The sequence below is a fragment of the Pseudomonas sp. LF-5 genome, assembly GCF_037626295.1.
GTDB classification, from domain to species: Bacteria; Pseudomonadota; Gammaproteobacteria; order Pseudomonadales; family Pseudomonadaceae; genus Aquipseudomonas; species Aquipseudomonas monsensis.
In genome coordinates this window covers 522,633-547,709 of sequence record NZ_JARKMT010000003.1, presented here as the reverse complement: position 1 = coordinate 547,709, position 25,077 = coordinate 522,633, and the positions used below count along the sequence as shown (strand labels likewise).

23 protein-coding genes are annotated in these 25,077 nt (G+C 61.4%); 16 read left to right on the top strand and 7 right to left on the bottom strand.

Annotation, left to right across the window (positions count from 1 at the left end; translation table 11 throughout):
* Positions 1-11: 11 nt before the first annotated feature.
* Both PseuLF5_RS14530 and PseuLF5_RS14525 read left to right on the top strand, forming a co-directional pair.
* The gene (locus tag PseuLF5_RS14530) at positions 12-1,010 is read left to right on the top strand and encodes a hydrolase (protein WP_128614684.1); all 999 of its coding nucleotides are present in this window, start codon (positions 12-14) and stop codon (positions 1,008-1,010) included.
* Positions 1,007-1,858, top strand: coding sequence for an AraC family transcriptional regulator (locus PseuLF5_RS14525; protein WP_128614685.1), 852 nt, complete (start codon positions 1,007-1,009; stop codon positions 1,856-1,858). Before PseuLF5_RS14530 ends, PseuLF5_RS14525 begins: the two co-directional genes overlap by 4 nt.
* Before the next feature lie 31 nt (positions 1,859-1,889).
* Here the strand turns inward: PseuLF5_RS14525 and PseuLF5_RS14520 are convergent, their stop codons facing one another.
* Complete coding sequence (locus PseuLF5_RS14520; RefSeq protein ID WP_340133832.1) at positions 1,890-2,744, bottom strand: sulfurtransferase; 855 nt, start codon at positions 2,742-2,744, stop codon at positions 1,890-1,892.
* A 32-nt stretch (positions 2,745-2,776) separates the two neighbouring features.
* Positions 2,777-3,448 (bottom strand): TetR/AcrR family transcriptional regulator, encoded by a 672-nt coding sequence (locus PseuLF5_RS14515; RefSeq protein ID WP_123469587.1) that lies wholly within the window; start codon positions 3,446-3,448, stop codon positions 2,777-2,779.
* Positions 3,449-3,593: 145 nt separating this feature from the next.
* On the opposite strand from PseuLF5_RS14515, the gene PseuLF5_RS14510 reads away from it, so the two are divergent.
* The 5 genes from PseuLF5_RS14510 to PseuLF5_RS14490 all read left to right on the top strand — a co-directional run bounded on the left by PseuLF5_RS14510 (position 3,594) and on the right by PseuLF5_RS14490 (position 8,248).
* Positions 3,594-5,024 (top strand): coniferyl aldehyde dehydrogenase, encoded by a 1,431-nt coding sequence (locus PseuLF5_RS14510; RefSeq protein ID WP_340133831.1) that lies wholly within the window; start codon positions 3,594-3,596, stop codon positions 5,022-5,024.
* A 29-nt stretch (positions 5,025-5,053) separates the two neighbouring features.
* A complete protein-coding gene (locus PseuLF5_RS14505) occupies positions 5,054-5,599 on the top strand; it encodes a twin-arginine translocation pathway signal protein (protein WP_340133830.1) in 546 nt (181 codons plus the stop codon).
* 105 nt (positions 5,600-5,704) lie between these two features.
* Entirely contained in the window at positions 5,705-7,300 is a 1,596-nt protein-coding gene (locus PseuLF5_RS14500) for a GMC family oxidoreductase (protein WP_340133829.1), read from the top strand.
* A gap of 115 nt (positions 7,301-7,415) precedes the next feature.
* Positions 7,416-7,895: a pantetheine-phosphate adenylyltransferase gene (coaD, locus tag PseuLF5_RS14495; protein WP_003229157.1), complete on the top strand. Its 480-nt coding sequence runs from the start codon at positions 7,416-7,418 to the stop codon at positions 7,893-7,895.
* 101 nt (positions 7,896-7,996) lie between these two features.
* Positions 7,997-8,248 (top strand): YfhL family 4Fe-4S dicluster ferredoxin, encoded by a 252-nt coding sequence (locus PseuLF5_RS14490; protein ID WP_261735591.1) that lies wholly within the window; start codon positions 7,997-7,999, stop codon positions 8,246-8,248.
* 150 nt (positions 8,249-8,398) lie between these two features.
* Here the strand turns inward: PseuLF5_RS14490 and PseuLF5_RS14485 are convergent, their stop codons facing one another.
* The 3 genes from PseuLF5_RS14485 to PseuLF5_RS14475 all read right to left on the bottom strand — a co-directional run bounded on the left by PseuLF5_RS14485 (position 8,399) and on the right by PseuLF5_RS14475 (position 10,430).
* On the bottom strand, positions 8,399-8,722 hold the full coding sequence (locus PseuLF5_RS14485) for a multidrug transporter (RefSeq protein ID WP_123469595.1): 324 nt from the start codon (positions 8,720-8,722) through the stop codon (positions 8,399-8,401).
* 70 nt (positions 8,723-8,792) lie between these two features.
* Entirely contained in the window at positions 8,793-9,605 is an 813-nt protein-coding gene (mutM, locus tag PseuLF5_RS14480) for a bifunctional DNA-formamidopyrimidine glycosylase/DNA-(apurinic or apyrimidinic site) lyase (RefSeq protein ID WP_340133827.1), read from the bottom strand.
* A 12-nt stretch (positions 9,606-9,617) separates the two neighbouring features.
* Complete coding sequence (locus PseuLF5_RS14475) at positions 9,618-10,430, bottom strand: HDOD domain-containing protein (protein WP_177490471.1); 813 nt, start codon at positions 10,428-10,430, stop codon at positions 9,618-9,620.
* A gap of 228 nt (positions 10,431-10,658) precedes the next feature.
* On the opposite strand from PseuLF5_RS14475, the gene PseuLF5_RS14470 reads away from it, so the two are divergent.
* From PseuLF5_RS14470 to ilvD, 6 genes are all read left to right on the top strand, one after another.
* A complete protein-coding gene (locus PseuLF5_RS14470; protein WP_123469598.1) occupies positions 10,659-11,198 on the top strand; it encodes a type 1 glutamine amidotransferase domain-containing protein in 540 nt (179 codons plus the stop codon).
* A 172-nt stretch (positions 11,199-11,370) separates the two neighbouring features.
* Entirely contained in the window at positions 11,371-12,567 is a 1,197-nt protein-coding gene (locus PseuLF5_RS14465) for a class I SAM-dependent rRNA methyltransferase (protein ID WP_093429813.1), read from the top strand.
* Positions 12,568-13,016: 449 nt separating this feature from the next.
* Positions 13,017-14,090, top strand: a complete 1,074-nt coding sequence (locus PseuLF5_RS14460; protein ID WP_340133825.1) for a SagB family peptide dehydrogenase — start codon at positions 13,017-13,019, stop codon at positions 14,088-14,090.
* Positions 14,087-15,064: a diiron oxygenase gene (locus tag PseuLF5_RS14455; protein ID WP_222834108.1), complete on the top strand. Its 978-nt coding sequence runs from the start codon at positions 14,087-14,089 to the stop codon at positions 15,062-15,064. The genes PseuLF5_RS14460 and PseuLF5_RS14455 overlap by 4 nt, the downstream gene beginning before the upstream one ends.
* Positions 15,057-16,289, top strand: coding sequence for an MFS transporter (locus PseuLF5_RS14450; RefSeq protein WP_186747086.1), 1,233 nt, complete (start codon positions 15,057-15,059; stop codon positions 16,287-16,289). The genes PseuLF5_RS14455 and PseuLF5_RS14450 overlap by 8 nt, the downstream gene beginning before the upstream one ends.
* A 257-nt stretch (positions 16,290-16,546) precedes the next feature.
* Positions 16,547-18,388, top strand: coding sequence for a dihydroxy-acid dehydratase (gene ilvD, locus PseuLF5_RS14445; protein WP_340133824.1), 1,842 nt, complete (start codon positions 16,547-16,549; stop codon positions 18,386-18,388).
* Positions 18,389-18,578: 190 nt separating this feature from the next.
* Here the strand turns inward: ilvD and PseuLF5_RS14440 are convergent, their stop codons facing one another.
* Positions 18,579-19,634 carry a haloacid dehalogenase-like hydrolase gene (locus PseuLF5_RS14440; RefSeq protein ID WP_123469604.1) on the bottom strand — a complete coding sequence of 352 codons (1,056 nt, stop codon included), beginning with the start codon at positions 19,632-19,634 and terminating at the stop codon, positions 18,579-18,581.
* Positions 19,635-19,875: 241 nt separating this feature from the next.
* Here PseuLF5_RS14440 and PseuLF5_RS14435 point away from each other — a divergent pair, with 241 nt between their 5' ends.
* Complete coding sequence (locus PseuLF5_RS14435; protein WP_340133823.1) at positions 19,876-21,267, top strand: L-cystine transporter; 1,392 nt, start codon at positions 19,876-19,878, stop codon at positions 21,265-21,267.
* A 120-nt stretch (positions 21,268-21,387) separates the two neighbouring features.
* Here the strand turns inward: PseuLF5_RS14435 and PseuLF5_RS14430 are convergent, their stop codons facing one another.
* The gene (locus PseuLF5_RS14430) at positions 21,388-21,900 is read right to left on the bottom strand and encodes a dihydrofolate reductase (protein ID WP_083367642.1); all 513 of its coding nucleotides are present in this window, start codon (positions 21,898-21,900) and stop codon (positions 21,388-21,390) included.
* Between the two features lie 85 nt (positions 21,901-21,985).
* Between PseuLF5_RS14430 and PseuLF5_RS14425 the strand changes: the two genes are divergently transcribed.
* Together PseuLF5_RS14425 and PseuLF5_RS14420 are read left to right on the top strand one after the other, a co-directional pair.
* On the top strand, positions 21,986-23,359 hold the full coding sequence (locus tag PseuLF5_RS14425; RefSeq protein WP_340133821.1) for a DUF2868 domain-containing protein: 1,374 nt from the start codon (positions 21,986-21,988) through the stop codon (positions 23,357-23,359).
* The gene (locus PseuLF5_RS14420) at positions 23,352-24,737 is read left to right on the top strand and encodes a GTPase/DUF3482 domain-containing protein (protein ID WP_222834104.1); all 1,386 of its coding nucleotides are present in this window, start codon (positions 23,352-23,354) and stop codon (positions 24,735-24,737) included. The genes PseuLF5_RS14425 and PseuLF5_RS14420 overlap by 8 nt, the downstream gene beginning before the upstream one ends.
* Positions 24,738-25,077 lie beyond the last annotated feature (340 nt).

Sequence of the window (25,077 nt, the reverse complement as noted above, 5' to 3'; positions counted from 1 at the left end):
CCACAAAAGGTGTGTGCCCTCTGGAAACTGAACGCTTCACCCCGGCCTTCGGCCTCGGCAATCCGCACCTGCAAACCTTGTGGGGGCCGCTGTGGCGCAAAACCGTGCATATCGAACGCGAGCGCGAACGCTTATGGCTTGAGGACGGCGACTTTCTCGACCTCGACTGGCATGGCCCGCACAGTGCCGAGGCACCCTTGGTGCTGGTGCTGCATGGGCTGACCGGCTCCTCCAATTCACCTTACGTCGCAGGCATTCAGAAGGCGTTGGCCGATCAAGGCTGGGCCAGTGTCGCGCTGAACTGGCGTGGCTGCTCGGGCGAACCGAATCTGCTGCCGCGCAGTTACCACTCCGGCGCCAGCGAAGACCTTGCCGAAGCCATCAGACACCTGCGCGCCAAACGGCCGCTGGCGCCGCTGTATGCAGTCGGCTATTCGCTCGGCGGCAACGTGCTGCTCAAGCATCTGGGAGAAACCGGCAGCGACAGCGGCGTACTCGGTGCGGTCGCCGTGTCGGTGCCGTTTCGTCTCGATCAATGCGCCGACCGCATCGGCCAGGGCTTTTCCAGGGTCTATCAGGCGCACTTCATGCGCGAGATGGTCGCCTACATCAAGAACAAGCAACGGCAATTCCAGCATGACGGACGCGAGGATGGCCTCGCCGCGCTGGCCGCCCTCGGCTCGCTGGAAAACATGCGTACCTTCTGGGATTTCGATGGCCGGGTGACCGCGCCACTGCACGGTTTTACCGACGCCGAGGATTACTATCGCCGCGCCTCGAGCCGCTATTTCCTCGGTGAAGTCCGCACGCCGACCCTGATCATTCAGGCCGCCGACGATCCGTTTGTCTTCCCCCACAGCCTGCCTTCGGCGCAGGAGCTGTCCGCCACCACACAATTCGAACTGCAGGCCAAGGGCGGGCATGTCGGCTTTGTCGATGGCACGTTCCGTCAGCCCGGTTACTACCTGGAACGGCGTATCCCGCAATGGCTGGCCCGTGTGACGCCATGAACGAGACGGGCGAGTCGATCCGTTTCTGGCAAACCGCGCCATTGGCCGGGGTCGAACTGTTATCGGCGCGCTACATCGACCATCGCTTCGCCCCCCACGTCCACGACGGCTACGTGATCGGCATGATCATGGCCGGCGCCCAGCGCTACCGGTATCGCGGTGCCGAACACCTGGCCGGCAGCGGCACGCTGGTGCTGATCAACCCGGATGAGTTGCACACCGGTCACAAAGGCACCGAGGACGGCTGGCTGTACCGGGCGTTTTATCCCGATACCGGGCAGATCGTTTCGTTGCTCGAAGAGCTGGAACTGCCGACCGCACCAATGCCGGCCTTCGGCGCGACGCTGTACCGCGATCCGGATCTGGTCAACGGTTTCTGCCAGTTGCACCGTTTGCTGGAAAGCCCCGCCACCGCCCTGCAACAGCAGACGGTGTGGCGCGAGATGATGCTGCTGCTGTTGCAGCGCCACGCGGCGGTGCAGATCAGCGGCAAACCGGGCAAGGAACATCGCGCGGTGGTGCTGGCCAAGGAGCTGCTGCATGCGCAACTGGCTGCACCGCCGTCGCTGGAGGAACTGGCTGCGGCGGTCAATCTGTCGCCGTTCCATTTTGCCCGGGTGTTCCGCCGCGCCACGGGCATGCCGCCGCACACCTGGCTAATGCAACAGCGCATCGCCACAGCGCGCGGCCTGTTGCAGAGCGGCTGTCTGCCGGTGGAAGTTGCCATGCAACTGGGGTTCGCCGATCAGAGCCATCTGAGTCGGCAGTTCAAGCAGGTATACGGCGTGGGGCCAGCGGCGTATCGCAGTGCCAGACAAATACCATCCAACACCGAACAACCGCTGTAGGCGTGAGCCTGCCGGGAGAACCTCGTGGGGATCACTCGCCGGTGGCGATGCCTCGGGAAGGCTCGTTGATCCACTCGCTCCACGACCCGGCGTACAACGAAGCCAACGGATACCCCGCCAGGGACAACGCAAACAGGTTGTGACACGCCGTCACCCCGGACCCGCAATACGCCACCAGAGCCGCGGGCGAGCGATCGCCGAGTTTGGCGGCAAACCGCTGCTTGAGCTGGTCCGCCGGCAGGAAACGCCCGTCGCTGCCAAGGTTCTCGGTAAACGCCGCACATTGCGCACCGGGAATGTGCCCGGCAATCGGGTCGATCGGCTCCACTTCCCCTTTGAAACGCGGCAAGGCCCGCGCATCCAGCAGCGTCAGCGCCGGCTGGCCGAGACGCTGCTGCAATTGTTCGGCGCTGAGCAGCAAGCCCATGTCCGCCTGACCGCTGAAATGGCCACGGCTGTTCGCCGGTGCATCCAGGCTCAGCGGTAACCCCGCACCGTGCCAGGCCTTGAGTCCGCCATCGAGGATGAACACACCCTCGCGCTTGCCCAGCCACGCCAGCAACCACCACGCCCGCGCCGCGTAGGCACCGGGACCGTCGTCATAGAGCACCACATCGCTGTCGGCATTGATGCCCCACGCTTGCAGTCGCTCGATCAATGCCGCCGGCTCAGGCAACGGATGACGTCCGGTCGCGCCCTTGACCACAGGCCCGCTGAGGTCACGTTCAAGATCGGCGAAATGCGCGCCGGCAATGTGCCCTTCGGCGTAGCTGCGCTGACCGTAATCCGGGTCTTCGAGGGCAAAACGACAATCGAGAATCACCAGCCCCGGCTGCTCCTTGCGGGCATCCAGTGCGACGGGGCTGATCAGTTGCGCAATCGGCATGACGGACTCCTGTGGGATGTCGGCAATACGGTTTACTTCACGTCTTCGAGGGCCTGGGCCAGCGGCACGTAGAACTCCTCGAACAATGCGTTGACCTGCTCGCGCGCCTGATCGGTGACGAACCCGGCTTCCAGCACCAGCACCTGATACACGCCGCGCTTGACGGCCTGTTCGCTGAGGTGATTGGAGTTTTCCCGGGTGGTGCACAGGAAGCGCACCCACGACGTCAGGATGATCCACGCATTGAGGGTCAGGGATTCGATCTGCACGCGATCCATTTTCAGGATCCCGGCCGCGACAAAACCTTCGTAAATGGCGGCGCCCTGAATCACGCAGCGCTGGGAAAAGCGCCGATAACGGGCCGCCAGCTCGGCGTCGCTGTCGAGCAGGTGCTCGAGATCGCGATGCAGAAAACGGTAACGCCACATCGCCGACAGCAATTCCTTGAGATAGAAACGCTTGTCTTCCACCGTCGCGGCGCGGCCCTGCGGCGGGCGCAGAAAGCTGTCGACCAGGGCTTCGTACTCACTGAACAGCACGGCGATGATCGCCTGCTTGTTGGGGAAGTGGTAGTACAGATTGCCCGGAGAAATCTCCATGTGGGCCGCAATGTGGTTGGTGCTGACGCTGCGCTCGCCCTGCTGATTGAACAGCTCCAGGCTGTTCTGCACGATGCGCTCGCTGGTTTTTATTCGTGGGGCCATGGCTTGAGCTTTAATTCAGAGTGCGGTGACAGGCATCTTACGACCTATCCGGAGCGGGATAAAACAAAGCTGCGCAAGGAAGTCATTTGACTTTCTAGAGCATAGACTCTAGAAAGTCCTCACGATAATAAAACCGGAGCCTTCAATGACTGCCGATATTGCTTACCTGCAAACCTTGCAAGAGCCACTTGAAGCGCTCGACCGGTTGTTCGCCGCGCAACGTGCCGCCTACGCCGCCAACCCGATGCCCCCCGCCGCGCAACGCCAGCAATGGCTGAAGAGCTTGCGCGATTTGCTCAGCAGCGAACGTCAGGCCCTGATCGACGCCATCAGCACCGATTTCAGCCATCGCAGCGCCGATGAAACCTTGCTCGCCGAGCTGATGCCGAGCCTGCATGGCATTCATTACGCCAGCCGCCACCTCAAAGGCTGGATGAAGGCCTCGCGGCGCAAGGTCGGCATGGCGTTCCAGCCGGCTTCGGCGAAAGTGGTGTTCCAGCCGCTCGGCGTCGTCGGTGTCATCGTGCCGTGGAACTACCCGCTTTATCTGGCCATCGGCCCGCTGGTCGGCGCGTTGGCGGCGGGCAACCGGGTGATGCTCAAACTCAGCGAATCAACCCCGGCGACCGGGCAATTGCTCAAGCAACTGTTCGCCCGGGTATTCCCTGAAGACCTGGTCTGCGTGGTGCTCGGAGAGGCTGACGTCGGCGTGGCATTTTCCCGGTTGCGCTTCGATCACTTGCTGTTCACTGGCGCCACCAGCATTGGCAAGCACGTGATGCGCGCCGCTGCCGAAAACCTCACGCCGGTCACCCTGGAACTGGGCGGCAAGTCGCCGGCCATCGTCTCCCACGACGTACCGCTCAAGGACGCCGCCGAACGCATCGCCTTCGGTAAAACCCTGAATGCCGGGCAGACCTGCGTCGCACCGGACTACGTGCTGGTGCCGGAAGACCGCGTCGGCGGGTTCGTCGAAGCCTATCGCCAGGCCGTCCAGGGTTTTTACCCGACCCTCGCCGACAATCCGGATTACACGGCGATCATCAATGAACGCCAACTGGCACGCCTCAATGGCTACATCAGTGATGCCACCAGCAAAGGCGCGTTGCTGATTCCATTGTTCGAACACGGTCAGGGCCGACGCATGCCGCACAGCCTGTTGCTGAATGTCAGCGACGAAATGACCGTCATGCAGGACGAAATCTTCGGCCCGCTGCTGCCGATCGTGCCGTACCAGGATCTGCAGCAGGCATTCGCTTACATCAATCAGCGACCACGTCCTCTGGCGCTTTACTACTTCGGCTACGACAAACGCGAACAGCACCGCGTGTTGCACGAAACCCACTCCGGCGGCGTGTGCCTGAACGACACCCTGTTGCATGTGGCGCAGGACGATATGCCATTCGGCGGCATCGGCCCGTCAGGCATGGGCCATTACCACGGCCATGAAGGTTTCCTCACATTCAGTAAAGCCAAAGGTGTGTTGATCAAGCAGCGCTTCAATGCGTCCAGGCTGATTTACCCGCCCTACGGCAAATCGATTCAGAAACTGATCCAGAAGCTGTTCATCCGCTAAGCCCTTGTCACCGCCGGGTAATAAAAACAATGCACCCAAGCCTGACTGAAACACCTGCGCTGTCGCGCCGTGGCCTGCTGAAGTTCAGCCTCGGCGCCACCGCGTTTCTTGCCACTGCCGGACTCGGCGCCAGCCTCAGTGGCTGTTCGTCGAGCGTGACCGCCAACGGGTTCGCCGCATTGCGCGACGGTGATCTGTTGTTTCTGCGCGCCTTGATTCCAGTGATGCTCGAGGGCGCCGTGGCGAGCGAAAAAATGCCCGGCGCCGTCGATGGCACCCTCAAGTCGCTGGACTACAGCCTCGATCACCTGTCGCCGGAAATGCTCAAACTCACCCGGCAACTGTTCGACGTGCTCGGCATGGCCGTCACGCGCGGGCCGCTCACCGGAATCTGGGGCAGTTGGGAAAACGCCGGCCCCGAGGCCATGCGTCACTTTCTCGCACGCTGGCAGAACAGCTCGCTGAGCCTGCTGCGCATGGGCCACAGCTCACTGCAGCAAATGGTGATGATGGCCTGGTACACCCGCGCCGAGTCCTGGGCGCACTGCGGCTACCCCGGCCCGCCTGCCGTCTGAAACCGAGTCGCCGCCATCGCGAGCAGGCTCACGCCTACAGGGTGTAGGAGTGAGCCTGCTCGCGATGAGGCCCGCCAGAACAACAAAAACAAGAGAACCTGATCGATGCCCGTACCCGACCCGTTCCGCGAAGGCCTCGCACGAGGCTGGAAAACCTACAACGGCGCGCAGCTCAGTGCCGACCTCAGCCTTGAAGCCGACGTCGCCATCATCGGCAGCGGCGCCGGTGGCGGCACCACCGCGGAAATTCTCAGCGCTGCCGGCTACAAGGTGCTGCTGATCGAAGAAGGCCCGCTGAAAACCAGCTCCGATTTCAAAATGCTCGAAGACCAGGCCTACAGCAGCCTGTATCAAGAAGGTATCGGCCGCATGAGCAAGGACGGCGCGATCACTATCCTCCAGGGCCGCGCGGTCGGCGGCACGACACTGATCAACTGGACCTCGAGCTTTCGTACCCCGGAACCGACCCTCGAGCACTGGGCCAAGGAACACAACGTCAAAGGCCACAGCCCTGGCGAGATGGCGCCGTGGTTCGAGAAAATGGAGCAACGCCTGGGTGTGGCACCCTGGAGGGTGCCACCCAACGCCAATAACGACGTGATCCGCAAGGGCTGCGAACAGCTCGGCTACAGCTGGCACGTGATTCCGCGCAACGTGCGCGGTTGCTGGAACCTCGGCTATTGCGGCATGGGCTGCCCGACCAACGCCAAACAGTCGATGATGGTCACCACCATTCCGGCGACCCTGGAAAAGGGCGGCGAGCTGCTCTACCTGGCTCGCGCGGAAAAACTGCTGATCAGCGGCGACAAGGTCTCCGGCCTGCAGTGCGTGGCGATGGACGAACGCTGCGTCGCACCGACCGGGCGCACCATTACGGTCAAGGCGCGGCATTACGTGCTGGCCGGCGGCGGCATCAACAGCCCGGCCCTACTCTTGCGCTCGGACGCGCCAGACCCGCATCAGCGCCTCGGCAAACGCACCTTCCTGCATCTGGTGAACATGTCCGCCGGGCGTTTCGACGAAGTGATCAACCCGTTCTACGGTGCGCCACAGTCGATTTACTCGGATCATTTCCAGTGGAAGGACGGCACCAGCGGACCGATGAGCTACAAACTCGAAGTGCCACCGCTGCACCCGGCGCTGGCGGCAACGCTGCTGGGCGGCTTCGGCACGCAGAACGCCGAACACATGGCGGATCTGCCCCACACCCATGCGATGTTGGCGCTGCTGCGCGACGGTTTCCACCCGGACAGCCCTGGCGGCAATGTCGAATTGCGCGGCGATGGCTCGCCGGTGCTCGACTATCAGGTCTCGCCTTACGCCTGGGAAGGCTTGCGCCGCGCCTTTCACAGCATGGCCGAGATCCAGTTTGCCGGCGGCGCGCAAGCGGTGATGCCGATGCACGCCGATGCGCGTTACGTGAAAACCCTGGCCGAGGTGCACACCTTGATCGACGGTTTGAGCCTTGAGCTGTACCGCACACGCTTGGGCAGTGCCCACGTCATGGGTGGCTGCGCGATGGGCGAAGACCCGAAAAACGCAGTCACCGACAGCCTTGGGCGGCATCATCAACTGAGCAATCTGTCGATTCACGACGGCTCGTTGTTCCCCACCAGCATCGGTGCCAACCCGCAGTTGTCGGTGTATGGACTGACTGCACAATTGGCGACGTCCCTCGCTGATCGGCTGAGAAATCCGTGAAAAAACCGGTTTATCGCGTCGTCTATAGTGCTTTCTTACCCAACAGGCGACTTGGCCGACCGGGACGGCTGCGATACCATCCGACTCCCCAACGGACTCCCGCCAGGACGACGCGATGAACCGAGTGTTGTACCCAGGTACCTTCGACCCTATTACCAAGGGCCATGGCGATCTGGTCGAACGCGCCTCGCGCCTGTTCGATCACGTGATCATCGCCGTCGCCGCCAGCCCCAAGAAAAACCCGCTGTTCCCGCTGGAACAACGGGTCGAACTGGCTCGCGAGGTCACCAAACACCTGCCGAACGTGGAAGTGGTCGGTTTCTCGACGCTGCTGGCGCATTTCGCCAAAGAGCAGAACGCCAATGTGTTCCTGCGTGGTCTGCGCGCGGTGTCGGACTTCGAATACGAATTCCAGCTGGCCAACATGAACCGCCAATTGGCGCCGGACGTCGAGAGCCTGTTTCTCACACCGTCCGAGCGTTATTCGTTCATTTCCTCGACCCTGGTGCGGGAAATCGCTGCGCTGGGCGGTGATATCAGCAAGTTCGTCCACCCGGCCGTGGCCGACGCCCTGACCCTGCGCTTCAAGAAGTAACGACCGTTCAAACGGCGCCCGCGTGCACTGCGGGCGCCAATGCGGCACAATTGCGCGCATTGATTATTGCGCCCGGGCCTGCCGCCCCGGCTGGAGTTAGCATGTCCCTGATCATCACCGACGATTGCATCAACTGCGACGTCTGCGAACCCGAGTGCCCGAACGCCGCCATTTCCCAAGGCGAAGAGATCTATGTGATCGACCCGAACCTGTGCACCCAGTGCGTTGGCCACTACGACGAGCCGCAGTGCCAGCAGGTCTGCCCGGTGGATTGCATACCGCTGGACGAAGCCCATCCGGAGACTGAAGAAGAGTTGATGGAGAAGTACCGCAAGATTACCGGCAAAGCCTGAGTTCTTCAGCGCCGCTGGCGACGCCATCGCGGGCAAGCCCGCTCCCACAGGGTTCTGTGGTGGAACAAAAATTGTGTAAACACCAAAACCTTGTGGGAGCGGGCTTGCCCGCGATGAGGCCATCGGCAACACCGCAAAACCCGGATCAGCTTACTCGCGCTGCTCAAAGCCCTCCCCGACACACCCCAGACACCGCACAAACGCTGCCCTCGCCGGGTCAACCACCAGCGCCTGCCCTGCCTCGCCAATTCCGCCACCCAGCGCGGTAAACGGCAACGACACCACAAACGCCCCCGCACCTATTACCGTCGCCACCACCAGCAAAGGTCGGGCGATCAGCAAGTCGCCAAGCATGGCGTAGGCCGGTGGGTTCTGGATGGTGTAACGCGGATCACCGCTGCCGGTTTCCGTGGCCTGGACAGCCAGACTGGAACACAGCAGCAGTGCGGCACAGAGGACTTGCAGGGATTTCATGGCACGATCCTTCGGGCTAGGCAGTGAGACAACTCACTATAGACCGTAGGATGTTTTCGAACGGTTTACCTCAGCTCTGACAGCGCGGGCAGAAAACACTGGCGCGCTGACCGAGCTTCACTTCCCGCAGGCCGGTGCCACAGACCTTGCAGTGTTCACCGCCACGACCATAAACAAACAGCTCCTGCTGGAAGTACCCCGGTTGCCCGTCACCGCCAATGAAGTCACGCAACGTGGTGCCGCCGCGCTCGATGGCGGCGGCGAGGATGCGTTTGATCTCGATCGCCAGCTTCAGATAACGCGCCCGCGAGATGCTCTTGGCTTCGCGGCGTGGATCGATGCCGGCAGCGAACAGCGCTTCGGTCGCGTAAATGTTGCCGACCCCGACCACCACCGCGTTGTCCATGATGAACGGTTTGACCGCCATCGAACGCCCGCGCGACAGCTGGAACAGGCGCTCGCCGTCGAACAGATCGGTCAATGGCTCCGGCCCGAGGCGAATCAGCAGTTCATGATTGAGCGGATCGGTGCTCCACAGCATTGCACCGAAGCGTCGCGGATCGGTGTAGCGCAAGGCCAGCCCGGATTCCAGCTCGATATCGACATGCTCATGCTTGAGCGCCGGCAAGCCGACCTCGACCAGGCGCAGGTTGCCCGACATGCCCAAATGACTGATCAACGTACCGACTTCGGCGTTGATCAACAGGTACTTGGCGCGCCGCTCGACCAGCACGATGCGCTGCCCGGACAGGCGCACATCGAGGTCTTCGGGGATTGGCCAGCGCAGCCGGCGGTCACGCACGACGACCCGGCTGACCCGCTGGCCTTCCAGGTGGGGGGCAATGCCCCGGCGGGTGGTTTCGACTTCCGGCAGTTCAGGCATGGCGTCCTCGGATCAATGCGCGCCGAGGTCGCGAATCGTTTGTTTGAGCGTTTCGAAGTCGTAGTCCGACAGGCCGACGTAATCGAGAACCAGCGCACCGATGCTGTTCCACTCCTGGTCTTCGGCCTGGTTGCCGAGCACCCGGTACGACGCGCAGATGTGCTCGGCCATTTTCAGGATCGCCAGCAGATTCTTCATCTGGCTGTTGCGCGAGGACTCGTCGCTGAAGATCGCCAATGCATTGTGGTGATTGGCAATCGCCGAACTGACGTGCTCCGGCAGACGCCACGACTTGGCGGTGTAATAACCGACCACCGAGTGATTGGTGTTGAACTCGGCATTTTCGGTGTCCACCACGCGGCACTCGGCGCTGGCATTGGCGTAAGCCTTTTCCAGCACCGACATGTAGTTGGGGAAGCGTTGCAGCATCAACGGCACGCCACAATCGTGGAACAGGCCCAGTGCATAGGCCTCGTCGCCAGCCTGGGTGCCCACACGCTTGGCCAGGGTCAGGCAGGTCATCGCAACATCCTGGGCAGTGTCCCAGAAGCGGTTGAGGGTGACGATGGTGTCGTCGTTCATCTCGCCCTTGATCGACTGCGCGTTGATCAGGTTGATGATCGAACGACTGCCCAACAGGTTCACCGCGCGCTGGATCGAGGTGATCTTGTTGCTCAGGCCGTAATAAGGCGAATTGACGATTTTCAGCAGAGAACCGGACAGGCCGGGATCCTGGGCGATCAGCTTGGCGATCACCTCCAGGTCCGGGTCGGGCATGTACTGCTCCATTTGCAGATCCACCATGATCTGCGGCTGCGCCGGCACGCTGATGCCTTGCAGGGATTGTTGAATCTGTTCGGTGGTCAGCTCTTGGGACATAAGTACACACTCTGGGACAGGCGGCGATTCTAACCTCTAAAAACCGCTCGACGACACACCAGTGGGCAATTGTCAGGAACTTTCATTCTCGCACCGGCTTCGGAGTCTGTAAGGCCCGATGGACGATTGCAGTCCATTGCGGCGGCAATTTCCCGACGATTCAGGAGCTTAACGATGGCTACTTCTCTCAACGGCAAACGCGTCGCCATTTTGGTAACAGACGGTTTCGAACAGGTCGAACTGACCGGCCCCAAGCAGGCCCTGGAACAGGCTGGTGCTCAGGTCGACATCCTTTCCGCCGAGGCCGGCAAGGTCAAAGGCTGGAACCACGACAAACCGGCGGACGACTTTAAAGTCGACCAGACGTTTCAAGGCGCCAGCAGCGAACAGTACGACGCGATCGTCCTGCCGGGCGGCGTGCAGAACTCCGACACCATTCGTATCGACCAGGACGCCCAGCATCTGGTCAAGACCGGCGCCTCAGCCGGCAAGCCGATCGCGGTGATCTGCCATGGCGGCTGGTTACTGATTTCCGCCGGGCTGGTCAATGGCAAGACCATGACCAGCTACAAGACGCTCAAGGATGACCTGGTGAATGCCGGGGCCAACTGGGTCGATAAAGAAGTGATCAAGGACGGTCACCTGATCAGCAGCCGTCAGCCGGATGATATTCCGGCGTTCAACAAGGAGCTGATCAACGCGCTGTCTGCGTAGCTCTCAGGACTGCCTTCGCGAGCAAGCTCGCTCCCACACTGATCTGTGCCGGTCACAAATCCCCTGCGGGAGCGAGCTTGCTCGCGAAGAGGCCATCTGCGTTTCATCGCACTCCAATCCCGGCACCAGCCCCAACACGGTATACTCCCGCTCTTTTTTCCGGAGCGACGTCATGTCCCTGCCTAGCTTGCGCCTCAAAGCCAACGCCGACCGTCGCCTGCGCGCCGGCCATCTGTGGGTCTACAGCAACGAAATCGACGTGGCGGCCACGCCACTGCACGGTTTCAATGCGGGCGACCAGGCCATCCTCGAAGCCGCCGGTGGCAAGCCGTTGGGCATCGTTGCGATGAGCCCGAACAACCTGATTTGCGCGCGCCTGCTGTCGCGCGACATCAAGGTTGCCCTGGACAAGTCGTTACTGGTGCATCGCCTGAACGTCGCCTTGTCGCTGCGCGAGCGCCTGTTCGACAAGCCGTTCTACCGTCTGGTCTACGGTGATTCAGACCTGCTGCCGGGTCTGGTCGTTGATCGTTTCGGCGACATTCTTGTGGTGCAGATCGCCTCGGCGACCATGGAAGCGCATAAAGATGACGTGATCGCGGCCCTGACCCAGGTCCTCAAGCCAAGCGGCATCCTGTTCAAGAACGACTCCGCTGCCCGCGATGCCGAAGGCCTCAACCGCTACGTCGAAACCGTGTTCGGCCTGGTGCCGGAATGGGTTGCGCTGGAAGAGAACGGCGTGAAGTTCGAAGCCCCCGTCATTCAAGGTCAGAAAACCGGCTGGTTCTACGACCACCGTATGAACCGCGCACGCCTGGCCCCCTACGCCAAAGGCAAACGCGTGCTCGACCTTTATAGCTACATCGGTGGCTGGGGCGTGCAGGCGGCCGCATTCGGCGCCAGCGAAGTGTTCTGCGTCGATGCTTCGGCCTTCGCCCTCGACGGTGTCGAGCGCAACGCTGCGCTGAACGGCTTCGCCGACAAGATGACCTGCATCGAAGGCGATGTCTTCGAAGCCCTGAAAGAACTCAAGGCCAGCGAAGAGCGCTTTGACGTGATCGTTGCCGATCCACCGGCCTTCATCAAACGCAAGAAAGACATGAAAAACGGCGAAGGCGCCTACCGTCGTCTGAACGAGCAAGCCATGCGCCTGCTCAACAAGGACGGCATCCTCGTCAGCGCTTCGTGCTCGATGCACCTGCCGGAAGACGACCTGCAGAACATCCTGCTGACCAGCGCCCGTCACCTGGATCGCAACATCCAGTTGCTGGAACGTGGCGGTCAGGGGCCGGATCACCCGGTACACCCGGCCATCGCCGAAACCCGCTATATCAAGAGCATCACCTGCCGTCTGCTGCCAAACAGCTGATCGACACCGGGGAGCCAACAGGCTCCCCGTTTACTTTATGCCGTTCTCCGGCACTCTTTCCGCGAGTGCTGTCCATCCTCGACACTCGCGACTTCCTACATTTTCTTTCCTGAATACATGCAGGACATTTCCTTACGTCTTTTAATTATTAAAAAACACCCTACAACTCTAATCCTCGCTAAAGATCGCTCCGACAAAATTACTGGAATATTCCTACTTAATATCCTCTTGCGAATAATCCATTACAAACTATTATGAAGTTGTCACCACGAGGTGACTTAACTAAATCGAACAAGGAGTTCACATCATGAAAAGTATTTCTCTGGAAACAAACAAGCTCGCAAACCTGGCTTTTCTGGTTGCCCATAAAACCCGCTAAGTAAGTCAGGACGCCGGGAAGTGCCGGCACCCGGCGTCCTTATCGTTTTTATCCAGAGTGAAGCCACTTCATGCACATCAATCCTTACCTGTTTATATTGCCGCGCTCACCCGGGCAAATAGTCTGGAACTACAAAGACCATACCCAGCACGAACTTGATCTTGATTACTCCTCGCGCCTCGCCCAACTAATAAGCAACCCCAACCTGTTCGACGCGCAAAACATAATAGACACACAACTATTAAATGCGGGCATTCTATCCGTATCAAAAACAGACAGCCCAACATGGGGCTGGGATGAACTGTCAAAGATTTATCACATCGGCACTCAGAATATTCCCTGCGAACACACACCTCGGAATATTGATGAATGGGCCAGACAGTATCTGGCGCACTGCGATGACGTTTTGGCCACCCCGGCACCGGCGGCGGCCCGTCCGGAGTCTGGAACCGGGCAATGCATTGCCTTGCCCGCTCGGAATGTCTTGAGCAACGACAGTCTGGCGAACGCATTGCTGCGGCGTAAAACCTGCCGCACCTTTACCGGCGCAGCCATGACACTGAATGATGTCGGCACATTGCTGTACCTTTCCCTTGGCTATCTCAGCGAGCGCGGGGAAGACGAGGACGACACCGTCGCCCAAGGTCTCGACGCACGCCGGAGCAGCCCGTCCGGCGGCGGTCTGAATGCGTGTGAAGGTTTTCTGCTGGTACAGAACGTCGAAGGCCTGACTCCCGGCCTGTATGCCTATGACCCCGCCGATCACAGCCTGCGTTTTGTCAATCCGCTGCCTGAAGCGGCACTGGGCGACCTGCTCGGTGGCCAGCACTTCATCAATAACCTGCCACTGGGATTGTTCATCACGGCGCGATTCGATCGGCTCTGGTGGAAATATGGACACTCGCGCGCCTATCGCATGGCATTCATTGAAGCCGGCCATCTGTCACAAACCTTTCAACTGGTCGCCACGGCATCAGGTTTCAATACCTGGCTGACCGGTGCGTTTGCAGACGCCCAGGTCGAAACGCTGCTCAACCTCGTGGGCAGTGCCGAACAACCGCTGTTTTTTGTCGGCTGCGGTAAAAGCGACGGCCAGGTGATGTGTGAAGAAATGCGCACGCTTTTGCGCGAGGTGCAGGCATGACGCTGCTCATTGCCGATCCGCACGAGGCACCCGTGTCATGGGCACTCAAATTCACCCTCGGAGACTGGGAGAACCGGGCTTCGGTGCGCAGCAGCACTCACGACTACCGACTGCCGGAAGACGTGCAGCAACAGTTGCAGAGCCGCCACTGGTTTCCACCGGCCTTCCTGCCGTATCTGGCGCACCCCGCGATCAAGGCGGCAGGACGCGAAACGTTGCACCGGTTGACCGCCAGCCATCTGGTGCACTTTCTCGATTACACCACGCTGCTCGAGCACCGCATCGTCAATCGTGCGGTGGAGGTGATCGTGCACCGGGAATTGCCGGTCTACGTACCTCAGGCGATGAAACACGCGGCGCTGCAGCTCTACACCGACGAGGGTTATCACGCGCTGTTCTCCAACCGTCTGGCGGAGCAGATCGCCGGGGTCTACGGGTTCAGCGCACGCCCCGTGATGCCGCAACGGATCACCCGCATGAACGCACTGATCGCCCGCACACCGCAGAAGCACCGCGCACTGGCATGGCTGCTGCTCGGTTTCGTCTCGGAAACCATCATTGCCCGTGAGTTGCTGGACGTTTGCCGCGACAGTCTGGTGTCCAGCGTCAGCGACATGCTGCGTGACCACCTGGCCGACGAAGCCCGCCACAGTCGCTACTTTGCCGAAGTGTTCCACTACGTCTGGCTGTCGATGAACAGTCGCCAGCGCGCATTCGCCAGCAAAACGTTGCTGGAGATCATCGGGATGTTCTTCGAGACCGATGAACCCTGGCTGCGACAGAGCCTGCGCGATGCCGGCATCGCCGACCGCGACGTAACCCTGATTGTCAGTGGCCTGGCCACGGCGCAGGCCAGTCGTGCACGTGCACGCTCAGGCTGCGTGGCAACCCTGGATGCATTGCGCCAAGCCGGTTTTTTTGCGCTGCCCCATAACCAGACACTTTTTGCCAAGGCAGGACTGATCGATGACTGAAGGCACATCCGTGGTCACCTCTCGCCAGCGTCGCGGGGCTGTCGGCCTGTTGCTGGCGATGGTACTGCTCGGCGTATTTCCCCTGGACGTTCTGCTGCCATCATTCCCGGCACTGGCGGCGCACTTTAGCCGGACGCCGGCGGACATCGCACTGTCGATCAGCCTGTTTGCCGTGGGAATCGCGTTTGCGCAGCTATTGATCGGCCCGCTGTCCGACAGGATCGGGCGCAAGGGCTTGCTGCTCAGCGGCCTGGGCGTGTCGATGCTCGGCGCCATCGGTTGCGTGATGACCGCAGATTATTCGTTGTTCCTGATTTTCCGGGTGATGCAAGCCTTGGGCTGCGGTTGTTTCGTGTTATCTCAGGCCCTGGTTCAGGATCTGTTCGAAGGCGAGCAACGGGATCGCTTGCGAATCCTGATGGTCACGGCCACCGGTATCTTCATTTCGCTCTCGCCGCTGGCCGGCGCCTTCCTGCAGGCCACCCTTGGCTGGCGCGGCAGCTTCTGGGTGTTCACCGCGCTGTCGGCACTGGTGATGATCAAGGCCTGGCTGTTTCTGGACAGCGGTCGCCCGACGTCCAGCGCAGCACACCTTGGTTTTGTCAGGGCTTACCGGCGAGTGCTGAGCGATTTCGAGTTTGTCAGCTACTGGCTGATCTCGGCATTCGCCTTCGCCTGTCACTTCTCGTTCATCGTGATTTCGCCGCTGATTTTCATGGATCAGTTGCAACTGACGACTTATGACTTTTCCCTGATTCTGCTGATCTACGGCGCGGCGTATGTGTTCGGTGGTATCGCGGCCACGCTTTTGAGCCGACGGATCAATGCGCGACAACAGATCGTCGCCGGATTGAGCCTGATCCTGTTGGCGGGGCTGGTGATGCTGTTTCTGGCCCAGCACTTCGCGCGCTCGCCGGCTACGGTGCTGATTCCGATGCTGATCTGCACCGCCGGCACCACCATTGCGCGCCCGGCCGCCACCTCGCGAGCCATGGCCCTGTTCCCGGAAATAGCCGGGACATCGGCCTCGGCCGGCAGCACGATCATCTTCGTGTGTGGCGGGTTGATCAGCGCGCTGATCAGCCTGAGTCCGAGCAACCTGCAAGCGACCCTCGGCTACTGTTTTGTCCTGCTCAGTGGCATCGCACTGGCGTTGAACAGGCGGATCAGCCGTCGCGCCAGAGTGCTCGACCGCAGTGCCATCACCTCCACGGGCGGCGATTGAGCCTGCCGGTCGTCATGCCACACGCACCGTCGGCACTGGAACAATGCTTTGCGCCATTCCCTCCGGACGCCAGCGGTGTAGAATCGGCTGATTCATCGCCATTCATCCCCCGGCGGGTTTATGAGCTCAGGCTGAGACCAGCGGCGATCCCGCAACGTCATCGGCAACTTCACGGACACACGGCCATTTCTGAGTGTTCCAGACGTCAATAGAAGCTCACTCCCCTTTGATACCTGATTAGCCGCCCGGAGTGCTCCATGCCAGATTACCGCTCGAAAACATCCACCCACGGCCGCAACATGGCCGGCGCCCGCGCACTGTGGCGCGCCACCGGGATGAAAGATGACGACTTCAAGAAGCCGATCATCGCCATTGCCAACTCCTTCACCCAGTTCGTACCAGGCCACGTGCACCTCAAAGACCTCGGTCAACTGGTGGCCCGCGAAATCGAACGCGCCGGTGGCGTCGCGAAAGAATTCAACACCATCGCCGTCGACGACGGCATCGCCATGGGCCACGACGGCATGCTGTATTCGCTGCCGAGCCGCGAGATCATCGCCGACTCCGTCGAGTACATGGTCAACGCCCACTGTGCCGACGCCATCGTCTGCATCTCCAACTGCGACAAGATCACCCCGGGCATGCTGATGGCCGCTTTGCGCCTGAACATTCCGGTGATCTTCGTATCCGGCGGTCCGATGGAAGCCGGCAAGACCAAACTCGCCTCCCACGGCCTCGACCTGGTCGACGCCATGGTGATCGCCGCCGACTCCAGCGCTTCTGACGAGAAAGTCGCCGAGTACGAACGCAGCGCCTGCCCGACCTGCGGTTCGTGCTCCGGCATGTTCACCGCCAACTCGATGAACTGCCTGACCGAAGCCCTGGGCCTCGCGCTGCCAGGCAATGGTTCGACCCTGGCCACCCACAGCGACCGCGAACAGCTGTTCCTGCAGGCCGGCCGCACCATCGTCGAGCTGTGCAAGCGTTACTACGGCGAGAACGACGAATCCGTGCTGCCGCGCAACATCGCCAACTTCAAGGCGTTCGAGAACGCGATGATGCTCGACATCGCCATGGGTGGTTCGACCAACACCATCCTGCACCTGCTCGCTGCCGCCCAGGAAGCCGAAATCGATTTCGACCTGCGCGACATCGACCGTCTCTCGCGCAGCGTTCCACAGCTGTGCAAAGTCGCGCCGAACATCCAGAAGTACCACATGGAAGACGTGCACCGCGCTGGCGGCATCTTCAGCATCCTCGGTTCGCTGGCCCGTGGTGGCCTGCTGCACACCGACCTGCCGACCGTGCACAGTCGCAGCATGGAAGAAGCCATCGCCAAGTGGGACATCACCCAGACCACCGATGAAGCGGTGCACCACTTCTTCAAGGCCGGTCCTGCGGGCATTCCGACGCAAACCGCGTTCAGCCAGTCGACCCGTTGGGAAACCCTGGATGACGACCGTGAAAACGGCTGCATCCGCAGCTTCGAGCACGCCTATTCCAAAGAAGGTGGCCTGGCCGTGCTGTACGGCAACATCGCCCTCGACGGTTGCGTGGTGAAAACCGCCGGCGTCGATGAGTCGATCCACGTCTTCGAAGGCAACGCGAAGATCTTCGAAAGCCAGGACAGCGCGGTGCGCGGCATCCTCGCCGACGAAGTGAAGGAAGGTGACATCGTCATCATTCGCTACGAAGGCCCGAAAGGCGGCCCGGGCATGCAGGAAATGCTCTACCCGACGTCGTACCTGAAGTCCAAAGGCCTGGGCAAAGCCTGTGCACTGCTCACCGACGGTCGTTTCTCCGGCGGTACTTCCGGTCTGTCGATCGGCCACGCTTCGCCAGAGGCTGCGGCCGGTGGCGCAATCGGTCTGGTGCAGAACGGCGACAAAGTGCTGATCGACATTCCGAACCGCTCGATCAACCTGTTGGTCAGCGATGAAGAACTGGCTGCACGCCGGGTCGAGCAGGACAAGAAAGGCTGGAAACCGGTCGAGCAGCGTCCACGCAAAGTGACCACTGCGCTGAAGGCCTACGCCCTGCTCGCGACCAGCGCCGACAAGGGTGCGGTGCGTAACAAGGCGATGCTCGACGGGTTGTAAGTTTTAGCCGCCGAATAAAAATGCCCCGCCAAGTGCGGGGCATTTTTTGTCTAGCCGATTTAACCGGTGGACGTGAAGGTCCCCATCGCTGGCAAGCCAGCTCCCACAGTGTCCAAGGTGAAACACACAGAGTGAGAGCACCATAAATTCCTGTGGGAGCTGGCTTGCCAGCGATGGGAGCGACCCGGTCTTACTGAATGTCTTCAGGCTTGACGATCACCCAGTTCTTGTCCGCCGTCACCGGCAAGCCTTCCTTGGCCTGCGCCGCAGCGTGCTTGGCCATCATGCCGTTGAGCTGAGTCATGTATTTGTCCTTGCGGTTGACCCACAGGTGGATACCGCCCTTGGCCACATCCACATCGTGGAACAGCATGTAGCCGTCGCTGCTCGGGGTGTCGCCGCCCACCAGTACCGGTTTTTTCCACTCGTCGATGTAGGTCAGGATCGCCGCGTGTTTGCCGGCCATCCAGGTCGCTGGGGTCCACAGGTACGGGGTGAGTTCGAGGCCGAGGTTGGCCTTCTCGTCATACTTGCCGGCGGTGATCTGCTTGCGCGCAGTGGTCAGTTCGCCTGTCTTCGGATCCTTGAGCAACATCGAAACGCCGATGACGTTCTGCGGTTTGACGTTGTAGCCATACTTCGGATCGGCCGCGACCATCCGCACCAGTTCTTCGGAAGCGGCGGTCATCACGTAGACCTCGATGCCGTTCTCCATCAGCTTGTTGTACAGCTCTTGCTGGCCGGTGAAGATCTTCGGCGGATTAACGTCGAGTTTCTTCACCACATCGCCTTCGTAATAAGTCGCCGGCACCGGTTTGCCCGAAGCCATCAGCTCATCGACGTAGCCCTTCAGCTCTTTGAGGGTGAAGCCGGAGAACACCTGCGCCACCCACGGGTAGCAGACCATGTCGTCGACTTCGCACAGGCGATAGTAGTAACTGAACAGGCTTTCCTTGTGGTCGGCGGTGTCCTTGAACGGCATCAGTTTCAGCGAAGGATCGAGCTTGTCGCGAGTGATCAGCCCCTTGTTTTCCATGAACGGCAACAACGACTCTTCGAGGTCGTAGCGGTAACTGGTGTTGTCCATGTCGAACACCGCGTAGTTACCCTTGTTGGCGTTGGCCGCGATCATCGCGTCCAGCGCCTTGGCCTGATCCGCCGGCCAGTGCTTCAAATCGGTGGCGAATGCGTGAGCGGCCAAGCCCAATCCAAGAACCACAGCGAGCATTTTCGGTGCGAACTTCATCGGCGTTTTCTCCCTGACTGAAAGACATCGACGCTAACAAATAAGTGTGACAGTCCTCGTCTGTCAGCGACCGCTTACGTCTCCTCAACGCCAGTTGCATTGCCGAGAGCGACAGTGGCTTATTCCAAAAACGACGGACGACCTGCGATTTCGGTATTAATTCATTGGAAATCAAACTGTTAGGCTTGCCGGTTCGCAGTTGCTCAAGAATGCGACTGGCACAAGTCTTATCGGAGTCTTCATGAATCTGCCGCTGATCCTCAATCTGCTGGTGTTCCTCGCCCTGCTCTTCGGTCTGGCGCAAACCCGCCACACTACGTGGAGCCTGGCGAAAAAAGTCCTGCTCGCGCTGGGTCTGGGCGTGGCGTTCGGCGTTGCGCTGCACAGCGTTTACGGCGCCGGCAATCCGGTGCTGAAAGCCTCGATCGGCTGGTTCGATCTGGTGGGCAACGGTTACGTGCAGTTGCTGCAAATGATCGTGATCCCGCTGGTATTCGCCTCGATCCTCAGCGCGGTGGCGCGTCTGCACAACGCCTCGTCGCTGGGCAAGATCAGCTTCCTGACCATCGGCACCCTGCTGTTCACCACCGCGATTGCGGCGCTGATCGGTATCGGCCTGACCAACCTGTTCGGCCTCACCGCCGAAGGCCTGGTTGCCGGCACTCAGGAAATGGCCCGCCTGCAAACCATTCAAACCGACTATGCCGGCAAGGTCGCCGACCTGAATGTGCCACAACTGCTGCTGTCGTTCATTCCGCAGAACCCGTTCGCCGACCTGGCTCGGGCCAAGCCGACCTCGATCATCAGCGTGGTGATTTTTGCTGCGTTCCTCGGCGTGGCGGCGCTGCAACTGCTCAAGGATGACGTCGAGAAAGGTCAGAAAGTGATCAACGCCATCGACACCCTGCAAGCCTGGGTGATGCGTCTGGTGCGTCTGGTGATGAAGCTGACCCCGTATGGCGTCCTGGCGCTGATGACCAAAGTGGTCGCCGGATCCAACCTGCAGGACATCATCAAGCTCGGCAGTTTCGTCGTGGTCTCGTACCTCGGCCTCGGCCTGATGTTCGTGGTCCACGGTTTGCTGGTGTCGGCCGCCGGGATCAACCCGCTGCGCTTCTTCCGCAAGATCTGGCCGGTGCTGACCTTCGCATTCACCAGCCGCTCCAGCGCGGCGAGCATTCCGCTGAGCATCGAAGCGCAGACCCGTCGTCTGGGCATTCCGCAGTCGGTGGCCAGTTTCGCCGCCTCGTTCGGCGCAACTATCGGCCAGAACGGTTGCGCCGGTCTGTACCCGGCGATGTTGGCGGTGATGGTTGCGCCAACCGTGGGCATCAATCCGCTGGATCCGCTGTGGATCGCGACGCTGGTGGCGATTGTGACCCTGAGCTCGGCCGGTGTGGCCGGTGTGGGCGGCGGCGCGACGTTTGCCGCGCTGATCGTGCTGCCGGCGATGGGCTTGCCGGTGTCTCTGGTAGCGTTGCTGATTTCGGTTGAGCCGCTGATCGACATGGGTCGTACGGCGTTGAACGTGAGTGGCTCGATCACCGCAGGCGCGATTACCAGTCAGGTGATGCAGCAGACAGATAAAGCGCTGCTGGATGCGGATGAGCATGCGGAGCTTGCTCAGGCTTAAGTTCTTCTTCGCCTGACCTGCCCTCATCGCTGGCAAGCCAGCTCCCACAGGGTGTTGGGGTGAACACAGATTTTGTGAACACCTCCAGACCTGTGGGTGCTGGCTTGCCAGCGATGCTCTTTAAGCCTTTTCCCAGACTTCGAAGTTGTACGCGGGCTTGTCGCCCTCCGCCGGATTCGGCACATTCGACACCAGCTTCCACTGGTTCAGATCGAACTCCGGAAACCACGCGTCGCCTTCCGGGCTCAGCGCCACACGGGTCAGGTACAGACGATCGGCCTGCGCCAGCCCTTGCGCATACAACTGCGCACCGCCAATCAGCATCAGCTCATCGACGCCCTGCGCTTTCGCCCATTCCTCGGCGCGAACCACCGCAGCTTCCAGCGACGGATAGACCTCTGCCCCCTCCAGCACCAGGTCGGCCTGACGGCTGACCACGATGTTCAAGCGGCCCGGCAGCGGACGACCGAGCGAATCCCAGGTCTTGCGGCCCATGATGATCGGCTTGCCGAGGGTCGTGGCCTTGAAGTATTTGAAGTCCCCCGGCAGGTGCCAGGGCATGCTGTTGTCGACGCCGATCACGCGGTTTTCACCGAGGGCTGCGATCAGGCTGAGGGGGAGTGATTTAGTCATGCCGGCGAGGATACCAGAGCCTCGCTTGACCCGATAAGCGCCACAGCGGTTATGCTCACGGCTCAATTGAGCAACGGAATGGCGCGTGACTGAACTGACTCCCCTGCAAAACCTCTGGCTGAGCGAAACCATCCGCCTGCGCGAAGAACACGCCGGGCCGCTGGAGGATCTGGAAGCCAATCGTCTGGCCCGCGCGGCCGGCGGCGATCTGCCGAGCCGCATTCAACGTCGGGCGTTGTGGCTGGCCGAGCGTGACGGGCTGAGCGCTGCGCTCACTCACTGGCTGCAAGGCGCACGCCTGGCGCTGGTACTGCTGCTGATCTTCGCAGTGCTCAGCGGTGCCGGTCTGGCCTTCGCCGCGTTGAGCCAGACACCGGTCAATGTGTTCTGGGCCTTGGGCAGTCTGCTCGGGTTGAACGTGATTCTGCTGCTGAGCTGGGCGCTGGGGTTGATCTTTGCCGGCGAACACGGCGCCACTCTTGGCCGCTTGTGGTTGTGGCTCAGCGAAAAATTCGCCCGGGATGCCAAAGCCGCGCAACTGGCGCCGGCTCTGCTGTTGATGCTGCAACGCAAAAAACTCAACCGCTGGGCCCTCGGCACCTTGGTCAACGGTTTGTGGCTGCTGGCGATGCTCAGCGCGCTGGTGTTGCTGCTGACGCTGATGGCCACCCGGCGCTACGGCTTCGTCTGGGAAACCACCATTCTCAGCGCTGACACTTTCATCAACATGACCCAGGCCCTCGGCGCACTGCCGGCGCTGCTCGGTTTCAAAGTGCCGAGCGTGGAGATGATCCGCGCCAGCGGCGACGCCGCGCTGGACATCGAAAGTGCCCGACAGGCCTGGGCGACCTGGCTGGTGGGCGTGCTGGTGGTCTACGGTGTGCTGCCGCGCCTGCTCCTGGCCGTGTTCTGTTTCTGGCGCTGGAGCCGTGGCAAAGCCGCGCTGAGCCTGGACCTGAAGCTGCCCGGCTACGCCCAGTTGCGCGAACGCCTGATGCCGACCAGCGAACGCCTTGGCATCAACGACGCGGCGCCGGAGCAATTGCATCGGGTCGAAAGCCACGTCAGTGCACACGCCAGCGACGGCGCCCTGCTGGTGGCCATCGAACTCGACGACCAGCGCCCATGGCCACCGGCCCTGCCAAAAACCGTCAGCAACGCCGGCATCCTCGACAGCCGCGAATCGCGCAACAAACTCCTCGAGCAACTCAGCCGCTTCCCCCCGGCACGCCTGCTGATCGCCTGCGATCCACGGCGCTCGCCGGATCGCGGCAGCCTCGCGTTGATTGCCGAACTGGCACGCAACGCCAGCGCCACCCGCGTTTGGTTGCTGCAAGCGCCGCCCGGTGAAGCGCTGGACAGCGCCCGCCTCGGCGACTGGCACGTGGCGCTGCAACAGCTTGAGCTGCCGTTCGCCGATTGCGCACCGTTGAACTGGCTGGAGAACGGTCATGACTGATGCTCGCAAAGCGCCGCTGAAACTCGCGGTGGTCGGCCACACCAACGTCGGCAAGACCTCGCTGTTGCGCACCCTGACCCGCGACGTCGGTTTCGGCGAAGTCTCGCATCGGCCGAGCACCACTCGGCATGTCGAGGGTGCGCGGTTGTCGGTGGACGGCGAGCCGTTGCTCGATCTCTACGACACACCGGGACTGGAAGACGCCATCGCCCTGCTGGATTTCCTCGAACGCCTGGAACGCCCCGGCGAACGCCTCGACGGGCCGGCGCGCCTGACACGGTTTCTCGACGGCAGCGAGGCACGCCAGCGTTTCGAACAGGAAGCGAAAGTGCTGCGGCAATTGCTCGCCTCCGACGCCGGACTCTATGTGATCGACGCCCGCGAACCGGTTTTGGCCAAATACCGCGACGAACTGGAAGTGCTCGCCAGTTGTGGCAAGCCGCTGCTGCCGGTGCTGAATTTCGTCAGCAGCGCCAACCATCGCGAGCCGGACTGGCGCGAAGCGTTGGCGCGGCTCGGCCTGCATGCGCTGGTGCGCTTCGACAGCGTTGCACCGCCGGAGGACGGCGAGCGGCGGCTGTATGAAAGCCTCGCATTGCTACTGGAAAATGCTCGTCCGCAACTGGAACGACTGATCGCCGATCAACAGGCCCAGCGCCTCGCGCGGCAGCAAAGTGCGGCGCGTTTGATCGCCGAGTTGCTGATCGACTGCGCGGCGTGCCGGCGCAGTGTGGTCAGCGCCGTCGAACAGGAACAGCAAGCGATCAGCGAACTGCGCAAAGCCGTGCGTCAGCGTGAGCAGAGGTGCGTCGAAGCGTTGCTCAAGCTCTACGCGTTTCGCCCGCAGGACGCAGCGGCCAGTGATCTGCCGTTGCTGGATGGGCGCTGGGGCGATGATTTGTTCAACCCGGAAACCTTGAAGCAACTGGGGGTTCGCGTTGGCGGCGGGATTGCGGCAGGCGCCGCGGCCGGGGCTGGTGTGGATTTGCTGGTGGGCGGGATTACGCTCGGTGCAGCCGCTTTGGCCGGCGCGATCGCTGGCGGCGCGCTGCAAACGGCGCGCAGTTATGGCAGTCGCTTGCTCGGCAAGATCAAGGGCCAGCGGGAATTGACCGTGGATGACGGCGTGTTGCGGCTGTTGGCGCTGCGTCAGCGGCAGCTGTTGCTGGCACTCGATCAACGCGGACACGCGGCGATGGAGGCGGTTCAGGTCGCCACCCCGCAGGACAAAACCTGGCGCGAGGGCAAGCTGCCCGAGGCACTGAGCAAGGCACGGGCGCATCCACAGTGGTCGTCGTTGAATCCGCATGCAAAGCTGAATCAGGCGGAAAGGCAGGAGCAGATTGAGGCGTTGGTGGGAAAGGTGCTTGAGCTTTAGACGCCGACCCTCACCCCAGCCCTCTCCCGGAGGGAGAGGGGGCTGACCGTGGTGTTCTCGGGTCATACATCGACCTGAGACACCCAGTCGAACTCAGGTTTGAAAGGCATGAAGATCGGCTCCCTCTCCCTGCACTCCCGAAGGGAGAGGGGGCTGACCGTGGTGTTCTCGGGTCATACATCGACCCGAGACACCCAGTCGAACTCAGGTTTGAAAGGCATGAAGATCGGCTCCCTCACCCTGCACTCCCGAAGGGAGAGGGAGCTGACCGTGGTGTTCTCGGGTCATACATCGACCTGAGACACCCAGTCGAACTCAGGTTTGAAAGGCATGAAGATCG

Excerpts from the sequence above, each read along its gene's own strand:
- PseuLF5_RS14525 (WP_128614685.1), top strand. The coding sequence starts at position 1,007 with ATGAACGAGACGGGCGAGTCGATCCGTTTCTGGCAAACCGCGCCATTG.
- PseuLF5_RS14520 (WP_340133832.1), bottom strand. The coding sequence starts at position 2,744 with ATGCCGATTGCGCAACTGATCAGCCCCGTCGCACTGGATGCCCGCAAG.
- PseuLF5_RS14515 (WP_123469587.1), bottom strand. The coding sequence starts at position 3,448 with ATGGCCCCACGAATAAAAACCAGCGAGCGCATCGTGCAGAACAGCCTG.
- PseuLF5_RS14510 (WP_340133831.1), top strand. The coding sequence starts at position 3,594 with ATGACTGCCGATATTGCTTACCTGCAAACCTTGCAAGAGCCACTTGAA.
- PseuLF5_RS14505 (WP_340133830.1), top strand. The coding sequence starts at position 5,054 with ATGCACCCAAGCCTGACTGAAACACCTGCGCTGTCGCGCCGTGGCCTG.
- PseuLF5_RS14500 (WP_340133829.1), top strand. The coding sequence starts at position 5,705 with ATGCCCGTACCCGACCCGTTCCGCGAAGGCCTCGCACGAGGCTGGAAA.
- coaD (WP_003229157.1), top strand. The coding sequence starts at position 7,416 with ATGAACCGAGTGTTGTACCCAGGTACCTTCGACCCTATTACCAAGGGC.
- PseuLF5_RS14490 (WP_261735591.1), top strand. The coding sequence starts at position 7,997 with ATGTCCCTGATCATCACCGACGATTGCATCAACTGCGACGTCTGCGAA.
- PseuLF5_RS14485 (WP_123469595.1), bottom strand. The coding sequence starts at position 8,722 with ATGAAATCCCTGCAAGTCCTCTGTGCCGCACTGCTGCTGTGTTCCAGT.
- mutM (WP_340133827.1), bottom strand. The coding sequence starts at position 9,605 with ATGCCTGAACTGCCGGAAGTCGAAACCACCCGCCGGGGCATTGCCCCC.
- PseuLF5_RS14470 (WP_123469598.1), top strand. The coding sequence starts at position 10,659 with ATGGCTACTTCTCTCAACGGCAAACGCGTCGCCATTTTGGTAACAGAC.
- PseuLF5_RS14465 (WP_093429813.1), top strand. The coding sequence starts at position 11,371 with ATGTCCCTGCCTAGCTTGCGCCTCAAAGCCAACGCCGACCGTCGCCTG.
- PseuLF5_RS14460 (WP_340133825.1), top strand. The coding sequence starts at position 13,017 with ATGCACATCAATCCTTACCTGTTTATATTGCCGCGCTCACCCGGGCAA.
- PseuLF5_RS14455 (WP_222834108.1), top strand. The coding sequence starts at position 14,087 with ATGACGCTGCTCATTGCCGATCCGCACGAGGCACCCGTGTCATGGGCA.
- PseuLF5_RS14450 (WP_186747086.1), top strand. The coding sequence starts at position 15,057 with ATGACTGAAGGCACATCCGTGGTCACCTCTCGCCAGCGTCGCGGGGCT.
- ilvD (WP_340133824.1), top strand. The coding sequence starts at position 16,547 with ATGCCAGATTACCGCTCGAAAACATCCACCCACGGCCGCAACATGGCC.
- PseuLF5_RS14440 (WP_123469604.1), bottom strand. The coding sequence starts at position 19,634 with ATGAAGTTCGCACCGAAAATGCTCGCTGTGGTTCTTGGATTGGGCTTG.
- PseuLF5_RS14435 (WP_340133823.1), top strand. The coding sequence starts at position 19,876 with ATGAATCTGCCGCTGATCCTCAATCTGCTGGTGTTCCTCGCCCTGCTC.
- PseuLF5_RS14430 (WP_083367642.1), bottom strand. The coding sequence starts at position 21,900 with ATGACTAAATCACTCCCCCTCAGCCTGATCGCAGCCCTCGGTGAAAAC.
- PseuLF5_RS14420 (WP_222834104.1), top strand. The coding sequence starts at position 23,352 with ATGACTGATGCTCGCAAAGCGCCGCTGAAACTCGCGGTGGTCGGCCAC.